The organism is Bradyrhizobium sp. UFLA05-112 (assembly GCF_053572325.1).
Genome location: NZ_JBANBK010000002.1, coordinates 36,204 through 51,212, shown reverse-complemented (window position 1 = coordinate 51,212; position 15,009 = coordinate 36,204). Strand labels below are relative to the sequence as shown.

The 15,009-nt window shown below is 64.1% G+C and carries 14 protein-coding genes; 5 read left to right on the top strand and 9 right to left on the bottom strand.

Annotated elements, in window-relative coordinates:
* Window positions 1–45 precede the first annotated feature (45 nt).
* The 4 genes from SO180_RS01445 (at window position 46) to SO180_RS01430 (ending at window position 2,601) form a co-directional block, all read left to right on the top strand.
* Window positions 46–1,170, top strand: a complete 1,125-nt coding sequence (locus tag SO180_RS01445; RefSeq protein WP_449377065.1) for a flagellar basal body P-ring protein FlgI — start codon at window positions 46–48, stop codon at window positions 1,168–1,170.
* Window positions 1,170–1,535 (top strand): flagellar assembly peptidoglycan hydrolase FlgJ, encoded by a 366-nt coding sequence (flgJ, locus tag SO180_RS01440; RefSeq protein ID WP_449377064.1) that lies wholly within the window; start codon window positions 1,170–1,172, stop codon window positions 1,533–1,535. The genes SO180_RS01445 and flgJ overlap by 1 nt, the downstream gene beginning before the upstream one ends.
* A 12-nt stretch (window positions 1,536–1,547) precedes the next feature.
* Window positions 1,548–2,081 carry a hypothetical protein gene (locus tag SO180_RS01435; RefSeq protein WP_449377063.1) on the top strand — a complete coding sequence of 178 codons (534 nt, stop codon included), beginning with the start codon at window positions 1,548–1,550 and terminating at the stop codon, window positions 2,079–2,081.
* Between the two features lie 157 nt (window positions 2,082–2,238).
* On the top strand, window positions 2,239–2,601 hold the full coding sequence (locus tag SO180_RS01430) for a hypothetical protein (RefSeq protein WP_449377062.1): 363 nt from the start codon (window positions 2,239–2,241) through the stop codon (window positions 2,599–2,601).
* Here the strand turns inward: SO180_RS01430 and SO180_RS01425 are convergent.
* From SO180_RS01425 to SO180_RS01410, 4 genes are all read right to left on the bottom strand, one after another.
* Window positions 2,598–2,963, bottom strand: coding sequence for a hypothetical protein (locus SO180_RS01425; protein ID WP_449377061.1), 366 nt, complete (start codon window positions 2,961–2,963; stop codon window positions 2,598–2,600). The genes SO180_RS01430 and SO180_RS01425 overlap by 4 nt on opposite strands.
* Window positions 2,964–2,972: 9 nt before the next feature.
* Window positions 2,973–3,341 carry a flagellar biosynthesis regulator FlaF gene (gene flaF, locus SO180_RS01420; protein WP_449377060.1) on the bottom strand — a complete coding sequence of 123 codons (369 nt, stop codon included), beginning with the start codon at window positions 3,339–3,341 and terminating at the stop codon, window positions 2,973–2,975.
* A gap of 290 nt (window positions 3,342–3,631) precedes the next feature.
* Entirely contained in the window at window positions 3,632–5,242 is a 1,611-nt protein-coding gene (locus tag SO180_RS01415) for a flagellin N-terminal helical domain-containing protein (RefSeq protein WP_449377059.1), read from the bottom strand.
* Between the two features lie 246 nt (window positions 5,243–5,488).
* Window positions 5,489–7,096: a flagellin N-terminal helical domain-containing protein gene (locus SO180_RS01410; RefSeq protein ID WP_449377058.1), complete on the bottom strand. Its 1,608-nt coding sequence runs from the start codon at window positions 7,094–7,096 to the stop codon at window positions 5,489–5,491.
* Window positions 7,097–7,423: 327 nt separating this feature from the next.
* Here SO180_RS01410 and flbT point away from each other — a divergent pair, with 327 nt between their 5' ends.
* Window positions 7,424–7,849 (top strand): flagellar biosynthesis repressor FlbT, encoded by a 426-nt coding sequence (gene flbT, locus SO180_RS01405; protein WP_449377057.1) that lies wholly within the window; start codon window positions 7,424–7,426, stop codon window positions 7,847–7,849.
* 75 nt (window positions 7,850–7,924) lie between these two features.
* On the opposite strand, the gene SO180_RS01400 is transcribed toward flbT, so the two are convergent.
* The 5 genes from SO180_RS01400 to SO180_RS01380 form a co-directional block, all read right to left on the bottom strand.
* Window positions 7,925–9,427, bottom strand: a complete 1,503-nt coding sequence (locus SO180_RS01400) for a pyridoxal phosphate-dependent decarboxylase family protein (RefSeq protein ID WP_449377056.1) — start codon at window positions 9,425–9,427, stop codon at window positions 7,925–7,927.
* On the bottom strand, window positions 9,424–10,674 hold the full coding sequence (locus SO180_RS01395) for an ATP-grasp domain-containing protein (protein ID WP_449377055.1): 1,251 nt from the start codon (window positions 10,672–10,674) through the stop codon (window positions 9,424–9,426). The genes SO180_RS01400 and SO180_RS01395 overlap by 4 nt, the downstream gene beginning before the upstream one ends.
* A gap of 1 nt (window position 10,675) precedes the next feature.
* Complete coding sequence (locus SO180_RS01390; protein WP_449377054.1) at window positions 10,676–12,256, bottom strand: hypothetical protein; 1,581 nt, start codon at window positions 12,254–12,256, stop codon at window positions 10,676–10,678.
* Window positions 12,257–12,265: 9 nt separating this feature from the next.
* Window positions 12,266–13,045 (bottom strand): hypothetical protein, encoded by a 780-nt coding sequence (locus SO180_RS01385; protein ID WP_449377053.1) that lies wholly within the window; start codon window positions 13,043–13,045, stop codon window positions 12,266–12,268.
* A gap of 71 nt (window positions 13,046–13,116) precedes the next feature.
* Entirely contained in the window at window positions 13,117–15,000 is a 1,884-nt protein-coding gene (locus SO180_RS01380; protein WP_449377052.1) for a flagellin, read from the bottom strand.
* Between the last annotated feature and the right edge of the window lie 9 nt (window positions 15,001–15,009).

Below are 15,009 nucleotides of genomic sequence, written 5' to 3'. Positions count from 1 at the left end.
GTGTCGAACAGGTCCGAGATCCAAAGGAGCCTCGGGGAGCAGAGGATGCCAGGCGTGCGTTGGGCAAGGTTATTGGGGGTGGCATGTGCCGCGCTGTCAGCGCTGGCCCTCACGGCCGCGCCTGCAAGCGCGACCTCGCGCATCAAGGACCTCGCCAATATCGAAGGCGTCCGGCAGAACCAGCTCATCGGCTATGGCCTCGTCGTCGGCCTCAACGGCACCGGCGATACGCTCAACAACATCCCCTTCACCAAGCAGTCGCTGCAGGCGATGCTGGAACGCATGGGCGTCAACATCCGCGGCGCCACCATCCGCACCGGCAACGTCGCCGCCGTCATGGTGACCGGCAATCTGCCGGCCTTCGCGACGCAGGGCACGCGCATGGACGTCACCGTGTCCGCGCTCGGCGATGCCAAGAACTTGCAGGGCGGCACACTGCTCGTCACCCCCCTGCTCGGTGCAGACGGCAACGTCTATGCGGTCGCCCAGGGCTCGCTCGCGATCTCCGGCTTCCAGGCTGAGGGCGAAGCTGCAAAAATCGTCCGCGGCGTGCCGACGGTCGGGCGCATCGCCAACGGCGCCATCATCGAGCGCGAGATCGAGTTCGCGCTGAACCGCCTGCCGAACGTCCGGCTGGCACTGCGCAACGCCGACTTCACCACGGCAAAGCGCATCGCGGCCGCCATCAACGACTATCTCGGCGTCAAGAGCGCCGAGCCGATCGATCCCTCCACCGTGCAGCTCTCGATCCCGACGGAGTTCAAGGGCAACGTCGTCGCCTTCCTCACCGAGATCGAGCAGCTTCAGGTCGATCCTGATCTCGCCGCCAAGATCATCATCGACGAACGAAGCGGCATCATCGTGATGGGCCGCGACGTCCGTGTCGCGACCGTTGCGGTGGCGCAAGGAAACCTTACCGTCACGATCTCCGAGAGCCCGCAGGTCAGCCAGCCCAATCCGCTGTCGCGCGGCCGCACCGTGGTCACCCCACGCACCGGCGTCAGCGTCACCGAGGACGGCAAGAAGTTCGCGGTCGTCAAGGACGGCGTCTCGCTCCAGCAGCTCGTCGACGGCCTCAACGGCCTCGGCATCGGCCCGCGCGACCTCATCAGCATCCTCCAGGCGATCAAGGCCGCCGGCGCGATCGAAGCCGACATCGAGGTGATGTGATGCAGACCGGCGCGATCAGCACGCCCACCATCGCCTCCTCTGCCTTCTCGGTGCAGAGCCGCAACGGCCGGCCCGACTTCGAGCTCGCGAGCGCCCTGCAAAAGGTCTCGCCACAGCAGCAGGCCAAGGCCCAGAAGACCGCGACCGACTTCGAGGGCATGTTCCTCAACGCGATGTTCTCGCAGATGACGTCGGGCCTGAAGGGTGAAGGCCCGTTCGGCGACACGGTCGGCACCGGCGTGTGGCGCTCGATGCTGACCGAGCAGTACGCGAAGAATTTCGCCAATGCCGGCGGCGTCGGCGTGGCCAGCGAAGTCTACCGCACCCTCATCCTGCAGCAGGCGAAAACCGTCCGCACGGCATAAGGTCCAAACGACATGAACCACTTCAACGCGTCACGTCAGCCGGTGCCCGCCCCTCGCGCTGCCGCTGCACCCGGCAGCGCGAGCGCACCGGGCAGCGCGAGCGCACCGGGCAGCGCCGAGGCCCGCAAGCTCGCCGAGGACCTGATGGACGCGATGAGCGCGCTGCTCGGGCTGATCGAGCGGGAGACCGAGCTGGTGCGTGCCGGCCGCCTGCGCGAAGCGCTGGCATTTGAATCGAAGAAGCAGGAATTGTCCCGCCGCTACGTCGGCGCCGTCAGCCAGCTCAAGGCGAACCAGACCCAGCTTGCGAAATCCGCGCCCGAGCTGCTCTCGACGTTGCATCGCCATCACGATGCCTTCCGCGCCATGCTTCAGGTCAACCTCACCGTGCTCGCAACCGCGCACGCAGTGTCCGAAAGCGTGATCCGCGGCGTCAACGCCGAGATCCAGAAGCGTAACGTGCCGAACACCTACACCGCCGCCGGCCGGCGCGCGGCACCGGGTCCGCGCCACATCACGCCGCTCTCGGTCAGCCGCTCGCTCTGAGAACGCGTCCCGATAGGGCCGATTTGATGAAAATCCGCGCCGCGAATCAGGCGCGCCGTTAGCCATGTTCCGTAACCGGACCTTTAATAGTAGTTCCCCATAGTTGCGCGATTGGACGGGGTGGGATTTGACTCGGGGGCAAGGCCAGGAGGCTGCCGTGAGTACAGATTTCAGTATCAGGCCGGTGGGGATACCGGCCGCTACGTTGCCTATATCGACGTCGAGCGCGGCGGCGAACGATGCCGTGCAAACTGATTTGCCGGCAAGCCAGACGGTGGCCGCAAGCGATGCGAGCGCGGCCGCGCGCAATGATTTGCAGGGCAATGAGAACGTCTCGCGCCAGGTCGTGTTCAACCAGGCCGCGGCCTCGTTCGTCTTTCAGGTCGTCAATGAAAAGACCGACGCGGTGGTAACGCAATTTCCAGACGACGCGATGCTGCGCCGTCGCGCCTATTTCCACGCCCTCGATCTGAGCAAGTCCGAGCTCTCGCGTCCGGTCTCGACCGACCGCAGCGCCTAGGTGCTCAGCGTGGCCTGGGCCGTATCCAGATAGGTCGAGTTGGTCACGGGATCGGTGACGACGTTCTTGATCTGCGCCGTGCCGGTTCCGCTCAGCGTGAACTTCGTATTGCCAAAGCGAAACGAAGAGTCCTTGATCAGGACCTGCTGATACTGCGTCGTGCCGCCGCTCTGATACTTGACCTGGGCGCGGAAGCCGCTGACCTCTGAAATGGTGAGCGAGAACTTCTTGCCGTCGGAATATGTGCCAGACCAGGTGCCCTGATAGAGTGTCGCGTCGACCGGCACATACTTGGTCTTGCTCGGAACCGACATGCCGGCCGCTTTGTACGAGCTCGACAGGATGCTCATCACGTCGGCCACCAGGACCTCCTACGGCCGGCCAGACAGACCGGCAGCGATGTTACGGTTGATCTCGATCAGCGGACGGAAGTGATCGAACTGCGGGCTGGCCTGCAGCGCAGCGGTCTGGCTCAGCACGAACACGCTGATATTGGCGATCTTCTGCCGGACCTCGAGCGGCTGCGGATTGTTGTCGCGCATCGCTTCGCTGAGGAAGATGGTCCAGAGCTTGCGGTTGAACATCAGCGCCTGCATCGTCTGCTCGCTGAGCGGATCGGCGTTATTGATCGCGTCCTGCAGCTTGTTCGCGGCCTTCAGCAGTGTCTGCGCCTCGACGTCGCGAGGAGATGCAGTGGTCGTGGCGACACGCGCGTAGGCCGAAGCAGCAGAACTCGACATTGATCACCCTGGAGGCTTCCCCGCCCGTTTAAAGGCTTAAGGATTTGTTTCCCAACCCTAGGCAGCACCGCTTAAGATTTGCTTACGTGAGAGTGTGGAAGCACTCCGGACAAGTACGGGTCGCGGGTTCTTCCTTCACGTCAAAGCTAAATGCGAGCGCATGCGCTGTAAATGACAGCACTTATCATACATCGATCTCAGCTAATCGAGTCTTAGCGATCTCATTCAAATAGAACGGCGAGGCACCAGCCTCGCCGCGAAATCTCAAACCAAGCCCGTCAGCTCCGGGACTACCTGAGCAGTTGCAGTACGCTCTGCTGCGACTGGTTGGCCAGCGACAAAGCGGAGACCGCAATCGACTGCCGCGTCGACAGCGCCTGGCTATTCGCCGCCTCCTCGTTCGTATCGGCGAGGGTCAGGCTGGAGGAACCGGTCTGCAGCACGTTGATCAGGTTCTTGCTGAAATCCTGGCGAATCTGCACGATCGACAGGTTCGAACCGAGCGTCGATGCTTCTGCACGAAGCGTCGTACTGGCCGAATTGAGCGACGTAAGGACGGCGTTCGCCGAATTGGTGTCGAGGAAATCAACACTCTGGGTCAGTGGCGCAAGGCTGAGGCCGGCATAGTTGAACGTTACGCCCTGAATGGTCAGGGTGGATCTTCCAGTTTCGTTGAACACGAGCTTCAGCGTGTCGCCATTCAGCAGGTTCACACCATTGTAGGAGGAGTCCTGCGCAGTCGTATTGATCTGTGCCAGCACGTTGTTGTACTGCGCGACGAGATTCGCACGGGTGGCCTGAGAATCCGGGTCGGCGACAGGGGCTGGCGCGGTCAGGCCGTAGAAGGGCTGACCGCTCGCCGCAGCCGTGCCGCCGATCGTGCCGATCGTCGAGGAAGCCGCATCGTTGGATGTCACGATGTTGAGGTGCCCCGTCGTGTCGATCGTTGCCTGCAGGTTGTTCGCCGCCAGCGCCGCATTGAGCTGATTGAGCGTCGAGATCTGCCCGGTGCCGGTGCCGAAGGTGATGCTCGTCGCGGTGCCGCCGCCGGTTGCACCGATCGTCAGCGTCTCGCCGCTCAGCGGGGGCGGGACGCGGGCGGTGGTGCCGGCGGCGAGGCCGAGCGCCGTGAGCACGTTGCCTGAGCCGGAGATCGTCAGATCCTGCGTCGTGCCGGTGCTCAGCACCAGCTGGCCGCTGCCGTTGACGGTCGAGGCCGTCGCGGCACCGGTGATGCTGTCGATCGCGGACAGCACGGTCTGCACCGTCAAGTTGCTGCCGGAGCCGATGCCGATGGTGACGTTGCCAAAGGAATCGGTGGTCGAGGTGGTCTGCGAGGTCGAGAAGGTGATGGTCTTGTTGTCGACGGTCAGAACCGAGCCGTTGGTGATTGCGGTTCCGAGGTCGTTGGAACCCGCGCCGGCGGTGCCGATCAGCTTGGTCGCCGCGGTGATCGGCTGCGCGCCGCTCGTGTTGTCGTTGTTGACGGCGGTGCCGGTGACCGTGTTGTTGGTATAGGCCGTGCCGAGCAGATTGTTGGGGGTCGCACCGGTAATCACGGCTGACGTGACGTTGGATTTGGGCGAATAGCCCGTCGGGCTTTGCAGCACCTGGCTCGCGATCGACTTGGCGCTGTCGACCAGCTTCTGCAGCGAGGTGATGCCGGTGTTGGCGGCCTGCAGCACCTGAACGCCATTGCTGATGCCGTCGAGGAGATTGCTGATGTCGCTGGCGCGATTGTCGAGCCCCTGGGCAGTGAAGAAGTTGGTGGGGTTGTCGAGCGCGGTATTCACCTTCTTTCCGGTCGCAAGGCGCTCCTGCGTCGTCGCGAGCAGGTCTGCCGTCGACTGAAGCGACAACAGGTTCTGGCGAACCGATGCCGAAAGAACGATGTTGGACATTGGCGGATCTTCCTGTTGAGACGCGAAACCGGGTACGAATCGGGGCTCGCCGATCTGGAGAACTGGCTTTTGTCCAGTTTTAGGGGGTGTCCTTTAAATTAAGGTTAATGGCGGCTTAAGCGGCAGGGTTAACGATTGGTTAATTCCGCGACCCGCCCCTTGCCAGGCAGTCGTATCGCGAGACGAAAAAAAGCGGCGGGGCAAATGCCCCGCCGCGATGGTTTGGCTAGCGATTTTCGCCGCGTATCAGCGCAGAAGCTGCAACACGCTCTGCTGCGACTGGTTGGCCAGCGACAGCGCGGACACTGCGATCGACTGGCGGGTCGACAGCGCCTGGCTGTTGGCCGCTTCCTCGTTGGTGTCGGCCAGCGTCAGGTTGGACGAGCCGGTCTGCAGGACGTTGATCAGGTTCTTGTTGAAGTCCTGGCGGATCTGCACGACCGACAGGTTCGAACCCAGCGTCGATGCTTCCGAGCGCAGCGTGGTGCTGGCCGCATTGAGCACGGTCAGCGCCTTGTTGGCCGAAGCGTTGTCCAGGAAGTCGGTGCCCGAGGTGAGGCTCGAGATGCCGAGACCGGCGGTGTTGAAGGTCACACCGGTGATGCTCAGCGTCGACTTGCCGGTTTCGTTGAACGTCAGCTTCAGCGTGTCGCCGTTCAGCAGGTTCACGCCGTTGAAGGACGCATCCTGCGCCGTCGTGTTGATCTGCGCGAGCACGTTGTTGTACTGCGCAACCAGGCTCGCACGCTGGGCCTGCGAGGTCGGATCGGCGACCGGAGCCGACACGGTGGCGCTGTGGAACGGACCGGCGCTGGTGATGGCCGAGCCGCCGACCGTGCCGATCGTCGAGGACGCCGCGTCGTTGGTGGTCGTGATGGAGATCACGCCCGTGGAGTCGATCGAGGCCTGCAGGTTGTTCGCCGCGAGCGCCGAATTGAGCCCGTTCAGCGTCGAGACCTGGCCGGTACCGGTGCCGAAGGTGATGCTGGTGGCAGTGCCGCCGCCGGTGGCGGCGATCGTCAGCGTCTGGCCCGAGATGGCGGGCGGGACGCGAGCGGTCGTGCCGGCGGAGAGACCGAGCGCGGCGAGCGCGTTGCCCGAACCCGAGATCGTGAGATCAGAGGTCGTGCCGGTGCTCAGAGTGACCTTGCCACTCGCGACGGTCGAAGCCGTGCCGGTCCCGGTGATGGTATCGATCGCGGAAAGCACGGTTCCCACCGTCAAGGTGCTGCCCGACTTGATGCCGATGGTGAAGTTGCCGGCGGCGTCCTGGGTCGAGGTGGTCACGGTGTTGTCGAACGTGATGGTCTTGCCGTTGACCGTCAGGACCGAACCGTTGGTGATGGCGGTGCTAAGGTCGTCGGATGACGCACCCGCGGTGCCAACCAGCTGGGTGGCTGCTGTGATATTGACCGCAGTGCCGGTGTTGTCGTTCAGCACGGCAGTGCCGGCGACCGTGTTGTTGGTGTAGGCGGTGCCCAGCAGGTTGCTGGCGGTTGCACCCGTGATCGCGGTCGAGGTCACGGTCGACTTCGTGGAGTAGCCCGTCGGGCTCTGCAGAACCTGGTTGGCGATCGACTTCGCGCTGTCGACCAGCTTCTGCAACGAGGTGATACCGGTGTTGGCGGCCTGCAGCACTTGCACGCCGTTGCCGATACCGTCGAGCAGGTTGCCGATGTCGCTGGCGCGGTTATCGAGGCCCTGGGCGGTGAAGAAGTTGGTCGGATTGTCGAGAGCCGAGTTCACCTTCCGGCCAGTCGACAGACGGGACTGGGTGGTGGCGAGGAGGTCGGCGGTGGACTGGAGGGAGAGCAGGTTCTGACGAACCGATGCGGAGAGAACGATACCGGACATACTGTTACCTTTCTGGTATTAGCTACGCGTCCTGTTTGACCGAGATTGATCAAACGACCGCCGGACGGTGCGTCCAAGCTTCTAACAATCCGTGAAATGAAACCCCCGCTTTTGTCCCCGTCGGGCCGAAACGGCCTCCCGCAACGGCCCAAGTCAGGCCCTTGTCCGTCGTCAGCCAATTGAAATCATTCGCTTTTCGGCAACGTCCGTCGGCGTTTACGGCGCGTTAACCACATTCGGCAAGGATCAGGCCCAATCAGAGCCGACAGCCGTCATTGATTGGGCGCGCCAGTCGCTCATTTACAAAAGCGTTGATGGAGAACAGGCATGGCTCTCAAAGTCGAGCTCAGACCGCACGAACGCATCATCGTCGGCAACTGCGTGATCACCAACACCGACCAGCGCGCCCGCCTTTTGATCGACGGCGAGAACGTGCCGATCCTGCGCGAGCGCGACATCCTCACGCCCGAGACCGCCAACACGCCGGCCAGGCTCGTCTATCTGGCGGTGCAGCTGATGTACATCTCGCCGGATCCGCAGAGCCAGCACGGCACCTATTTCAACCTGGTGCGCGACATCGTCACCGCCGTGCCGAGCGCCTGGCCGATCATCGAGGGCATCAACAACAACATCATGACCGGCGATCTCTACCGGGCGCTCAAGGATGCCCGCAAGCTGATCGCCTACGAGGACAAGCTGCGGGAGCAGTTCGAAGCCACGCATCCGAAGAGCGATGTCAGCTCCGCCGCCTAGACTAGGCGCTTCGCAGATCTCAAAACGAAACCGCCCCGGACCAGGTCCGGGGCGGTTTCGGGCGCTCTTGAGCGATTACTGCGCCGCAAGCGGCGGTGCGTCGATCTCGATCAAGCCGTCGCCCGATCGTCGCGCGCCGAAATCCAGCAAGGCGGCAATGAGCGCATCGATGTCCGTTAGATCCGTGCGGTGATTGACGATCGCCGCGCGGATCGCAAACTTGCCGCCCAGCGTCGTGCTCGAGGGCGCGGCAATGCCCGATACCTGGATGTCGGCAACGATCTCGCGATTGACCTCGTCGTCGGAACGATAGCGGAAGCAGACGATGTTGAGATTGACGGGCGCCAACAATTCGAGCCGAGGCTCGGCGATGATCCGAGCCTCCAGATATTTGGCAAGCGCACAGGTGCGCGCGATCATGGCGCCCAGCCGGTCGGTACCGAAAGTCTTCAGCGTGAACCAGGTCTTGAGCGCACGAAAACCTCGCGACAGATCAGGACCGAAATCACACGGCCAATGCGACCCCGCAGCCAGCCCCCTCGCCTCGCGCCGCAAGTACGCCGCAGGCTGCGCAAAGGCCTGTCGATGCTTCTCACCGTCGCGGACCATGAGGAAGCCGGCATCATAGGGCACCTGCCCCCATTTGTGGAAATCGAGCGCGATGGAATCGGCAAGCTCGATGCCGGCAAGGCGCGGCGCAAGTTCGGGTGAAAGAATTGCCAGCGCACCGAACGCACCGTCCACGTGGAACCAGATTCCCTCCTCGCGGCACAATTGGGCGAGAGCGGCGAGATCATCGATGGCGCCGATATCGACGGTGCCGGCCGAGGCAACGACGAGGAACGGCTTGAAACCGACCTCGCGATCGACGGCGATCTGCGCGCGCAGTGCCGCGACGTCGATGCGGTGCTCGGCGTCGACATCGATCTGGCGTAGCGCATCGATGCCGAGCCCCGCGATGTCCATCGCCCTGCCGATGCAGCCATGCGCGGCCTTTGACGTGTAGGCTGTGAGCAGCGCGCCGTCATTGCCGATGCCGTGCTGACGCGCAAGCGAACCCAGCGCGCTCGTGCGCGCCACCAGCACCGCCATCAGGTTGGCCATCGACGTTCCCGTGACGAAGATGCCGCTGGCACCTTGGGGAAAGCCGAACAGCTCGCGCATCCATGCGGTGATCTGGCGCTCGACCTCGATCGGCATGTGATCGCGACCACCGAGATTGGCGTTGAGCCCGGCCGCCAGCATCTCCGCGAGCATGCCGACCGCGGTGCCGCCGCCATGCACCCACCCCATGAAACCGGGATGGACGTTGCCGGTCGCGTAAGGCGCGATCACATCGGAGAACTCGCGATAGACATCGCCAAGATCGGTTGCCGCGCGCGGCACATCCGCCTTCAGTTGCGCGCGAACGCTATCCGGCGCAGGCTGCCACACCGGCCGTTCACGCACATTGGCAATGGAGTCGATCGTTTCGTCCAGCATACGGTGAGCGAGCGCGCGAAACGCATTCCAGTCCTGCGGATCGAGCGACGTGTTTCCAGATGCGCCCTGGATATCGCCCCGTATGATCTCGTTCATGCAACGCTCCCGTCCGCCTTCGCATGTCGCGACAGCATCGCCGTGAATGCGGCAAAGATCTTGCGCATCTGCGGCTGCTTGTACGGAAACACGTCCGACGAATCCATGTTGTGCACCACGGCCGTGTTGTCAGCCTCGAAGATCAGAAGCTCGCCGCGTCTGTTCTCGGCACAGTCGATGGTGAAATAGTCGAGTCCCACGCGAGCGATCATCTTGTCGAGCGCCGCGCGATGACGGCTCGCGAAGGCTGCGTCGAAGTCGCGCATGAAGACGGCTTCCTCCGCGCGCTTCTCTTCGCTGAAGGCCATGTAGGCGTTGAGGTACCAGATATCCCAGCGATCTGCGATCGCCATGTGGCAGGCGTACGGCCTGCCGTCGACGACGGCGAGGCGATATTTGCGGAACAATCCGTCAGCGCTGGAATAGTCGACGAAGCGCGCGACGAAGAACTCCTGCTCCTGCCGCGCGGCCAGATAATCCGCAAGCGCTGCGGCATCATCGACCTTCGCCAGTCCCACGCCCGCATGCGTGCCGCGCGGCCGCACGATCATCGGGAAGTGCAATTCGCTCGTGATGTCCTCGCACCGGATCCGCGCCTGCGACAGTTCCGACAATTGCGCGCGCGTCGCGCAGACCGTCGTGGGGATGTCGAGGCCCGCCGTTCCTGCGAGCAGGCGATGCAGCTTGTCGCGGTCGAGATTGGCGATGCGGTCCGGACGGTTGAGAAGCGGCCGCGGCCAGCGCGAGGCGGCATTGTCGATCGCAGCCAACGCCTCGCGACATTCCTCGGAATCGGATGCGACGACGATGGCGACGTCGTGATCCGGAAGCGGCTCCGGCAGGCCGACACCCTTGACGACGTAGAGCGTCAACAACTCGATGTCCGAGCTTTCGAGCAGGAATTCGATCGGGGTGTTGCCACCCATGTCGATCGCCGCAGCAAGCGCGAGCACGCGCAGCGCGGGCTTTGCAACGGCGCAAGGCGAGCGGAACAATTGGTGGAAGGCGAGCACCTCGGCCTGGATCGCAAGACCCGCCTCCTTGTCACCGAGAAGCTGCGCGATCAACGACAGGTCGAGCCCCTCGCCGGCCTGCGCGGTGCCGTCGGCGATCTTGCTCACGAGCTGATCGCGTAGCGGTCGCAGATCGACGCCGACGAATGCCTGGTGCGTCAACCGCGCAAAGCCGATACGATCGGCAACTTGCGGCGCGCTCACGCCGGGCGGATGCGAAACTTCGGACTGCATGTCAGGCTCCGGATGTAGATGCCGCACTGTTCGTGCGGCCGAGCAGCAGCTCGATCTTGATCAGCACCTGGGCGATGCGATCGAGAATCTGCTGAAGATTCTTTTGCGCTTGCGCTGCATCCGCCGACCAGGCGTCGGTCACGAGCTGCGCGCTGATGCAGAGCCGCAGCGGCGCGGCCTGGGTGCCGTCCGGCCGCTCCAGCCGCACTGGCTGGCCGACGAGACAACGCTGCGCCACCACCTGCCGGTCCGCGGCACTGCCGACGCCATCGTCGTTCAGGTCGCGCGCAAGCGCACGATAGACCGCGTTGGTGTCGGCGATCGATACCGGCCGGCCATCGCGCAGAAGCATGATGGGAAAAATCGTCTCGTGCACGAACTCCTCGTCGTCCACGCCACTTCGGTGCGCGGTGGACGCGATCGCGCCGAGCGAGGGCGTCAAGGCTATCATGTCGTCGATGCCGGCCTTGAACTCACCGAGCGCTTTGGCACGGAAGGCACCGGGCAGCGCGTAGTAGCGGGCGATCTCTGCCAGCGCCGCCTCCCAGCGCAGCCACTGACCGAAATTCGGCCGGCGCTCGAAACGTGATCGCAGGCCGTTCCAGCCCCTCGGCCAATCGAAGAAGCTGGCGTAATCAAGGAAGCCCGGTGCAATCTCATTCAAGCGACCGAGCGCGCGCGCAAATCCCTTGGGCACCAGGAGCGCGCCACTGAAGGCCGGCCCGCCGAAGAATTTCGAGCCGGTGACCAGCACCAGGTAGCCGCGATCGAGATAGAAGCGCAGCCGTCGCCGCCCCAGCCGCATCTGGCAGGCATCCACCGCGATCTGAACCCTGCCCGGCCAACGTTTTGCGATCTCGTCGAGACAGTCCTCGCTCGGCGCACGCCAGCCGAGCTTCGAAGAGTCCATGATCTGAAGCAGCACGGGCGCGCCTTGCGCGACCACCGTCTGGATTGCGCGAAGCACCGCGGAATCGGCGTCCGCCTCAGCCATCAGCGGCAGCGCGATACTGTCGCCGCCAAGACCTGCGATCGGACTGTCCTTGCGGACCGACACACCGCTCGCCGTCGCCGAGCTGAAATGGCGCCCGCGCGCGGTGAGCGCGGTTCCGCTTCCCGTCTGGTCGGAGCCGACGACGATGGTGACCGGCGGCGCGCCGAGCACGGCACGCGCCAGGAACAGCGCGTGAAGCTGCGCATCCGTGCCGGAAGGCGAGAACACGACATCCACCCGCGGCGACAGCTGGAGATGGCCGCGCAATTCGTCGCGCATGTCCTCGAGGCGGGCGTCGAAGGCGATCTCCACCTCGTCGAACAACGATTTGTGCACGAGCTCCTCGCGCGCGAGCGCGGCGCGGTCATAGGCCACTTGCGAGATCGAGGACGCGGTCGAGGATGCGAAATTCCAGATCTCGGGCGTCGGCTGCGGCGCGCAGGCGTAGGCGTTGAGACCGTCCCGCGGATCGAGCGCCAGGCGCTGGTCGCCACCGGAGGCCAGCAGCGTCTCCAGCGGCGTGAAGAGGTCGCGCAGCCCGTATCGCGGGCCGTCTTCAGTTCGAAGGCGGGGTACGCCGGCGCTCATCCGGAAAGCTCACGCGGCGTCTGCGGCGGCGGATGCCGGCGCGAATTGCGAGGTGATGTCGCCGTGGAACACTGACGGTCCCACGTGATCAAGCGAACTCTGGATATCGGCCCAGATCTCGCCGCCGATATCGGTCCAGCGCTTGCAGAAGGCGAAGTCCTCAGAGAGATAGGTGCCGGTCGCAGGATCGATCATGCATTCAAACAGCGCGAAGCGGTTCTGGCTCGTAGCCAGCGTGTCGTGCGAATGCTCGCGGAAGAACTGCAGGCCCGCGTAATTCGGATGCCGACACATCGCTTCCAGCGCGTGACGGCGGATCATCAGGAAGCCGGTCCCCGCGTAACGCACGCGGGTAAATCCGTTGACGACGACGATGCGGTCGGCATCCTCGATCTCGAGCACGTAGTCGAGCGAAGCCGCCGGCACGTCGGCCCTGCCGGCCTGGATCGCCCGCTTGGCCTTGTCCCAGTTGATCCGCTTGATCGGATAGCAGCCGGCGACGACGTCGGCCCCGCATTCGATCAGCCGGAACACCTGCTCGGGCGCAAAGCCGATGTCGGCGTCGACGAACAGGAAATGCGTCGCCTTGGGATCGTCGAGGAACATTGCGACCAGATTGGCCCGCGCGCGGGTGATCAGCGCGTCGCCGTCGCGCAAGAGCACCTTGAGCTCGAGATTGGACATGCCGTGCACGGCGCGCTGGAGCGCGAAGACCGAGCTCGCATAGATGCTCGACACCTGCCCGCCGAAACACGGCGTTGCCACCACAAGCTGCATCCGATCCGACATCGATGGCCCCGCGTGCCCCAAGTCCTCACCAAGAGGTAAACAGGCATGGTTAATGGAGCCTTAACGCTCCCTTACAGGAACTTGACGAGTGAGAGCTGCGCCAGGTTTGCCGTGGTCTGGTAGGACGCCTGGAGCGCGTTCTGGAGCGCCAGGATCTCGCTCGCAACCTGGTCGGGAGACGCCGACTCTGCCTGGTCGATGATGGTCTGAAGCTGCGCCTTGGCCTGGGTCTGACGCGTGGTCGCGTCCTTCATCGTGTTCTGGGCCATCGCGATATCGGTCTGGATATCCTCGATCTTCTGTTGCCCAGGTTGCGGCGTCAGCGCCTGCGTTGTGCGCAGGCTCAGGGCCGCGACCTGCGCCCCGGAATATTGGCCGGTCGGCGAAGTCGAGAACGTGCCGAACACGGCAATCGCCTGCAACTGACTGCGGATCGCATCCTCATCGGCCTGCGCGCCGTATTGCACCGTGACGGAATCGTCGACCCGCGCCACCGCGGTCGAGCGCGGCGAACCGGGCCCGTCATTGCCCTGGTACCATTTCACGGTGTTGGCGGAGCCGTTCACCAGCGTGGTGGCCGAGCTCGCGGGCGAGGAGCCGACGCGCAGCGGCGGCTGCGTGGCTGTGATCGGCGACGAGCTGAAACCCAGCGCGCCCAGTGCCGCCACCGCGCCCGGAGTCGAGCCCGATATGCTCAGGCTCGCCGCATCGTCGGTGTTGATCGTGATCGCGCCACCATGGACGGTCGACGGCTTCGAGGTCCCCGTGATCTGGTCGATCTTGGTAAGCAAGGTCTGGATGCTGTCGGTGACGTTGAGCTGGTTGCCGGTCGCGCCCGATGCAACAAAGCTGAGCGTGGTCCCGTTGACGGTCATGGTGTCGCCGGCGGTGAAGCCCGGCGAGATCGAGTCCGAGGGAGCCGTGCCGGACAATGCCGTCGTCCCGCTGATCGGTGCGGGTGGCGCCGCCTGGTTGGTCTTGGCAGCGCCGATCGCCGAGCTCGCGGTGTTGAAGAAGTTGTCGCCGGCGGCCACGGCGGATGCCGCCACCAGCGAGGTGTTGGCGAGCTTCTGGATCGCGGTGTTCAGCGCGGTGTTGAGATTCGTGGCGGTGTTGCCCGGGGTTGTCGTATCGATCGCAAAGCTGCCGGCCGGCGTCGGCGTGGCGGTCGAGGCGGTCAGGTCGATCTGCTCGGTCGAGCCGTCCGGTAGCGTGAACTGGACGCTAAGCTTGTCGCCATTGTTCGGATTGGTGCCGTTGAGGTCCACCGAAAACGACACCGGCGAGCCGCTCGGACCCGTGACTGTCGCGCCTGTCAGCGTCGAGGAGACGGCAGCGATCTTCAACCCGAACGGCGATCCCGCGACGTCCTCGGACACCTGCACAGAGCTCGGCGTCGGCTGCGTCTGCACCAGCCGACCCATGCCGTTGGCGCCGAGGTCGGCCGCCTGGCGTTCTGCCATGATGGTCTTCAGGCCCGCCTGTGTCGTGGTGCCGTTGATGATGGTGCCAGCGTCCGCGACCGACTGCGTGTTGAAGGCGGTCCCGGAGAACAGATAGCGGTTGCCCGACTGCGTGTTGAGGACGCCGACCATCGAGGCGAACTGGGCAGCGGCGGTGTTCTGCGCAATGGTCTGTCCGTTGACGTTGAGATCCTGGGCGGTGCTGGCGGAGCCCGTCTGCACCGTGTTGCGGATCGTCGTCAGCGACTGGAGCGCGGTGTTGGCGAGGTTGATGTTGACGTTGACGTTGGTGATCGTGTCGGTATAGGCGGCGATGTTCGAAAGCTGCGCGCGCGAGGCGATCGCAAAGCCTTCGTTGGTCCCCATGCCGGAATAATTCTGCGAGAGCTTGCCGGTAGAGAGCTGCGTCGACAGGTCGGTGAGCTGCTGATTGATGTTGCGGATCTGCGCGCCGAGGACCGACGAGGAATAGTTGATGCTGCTGATCGACATGTTTCAGAG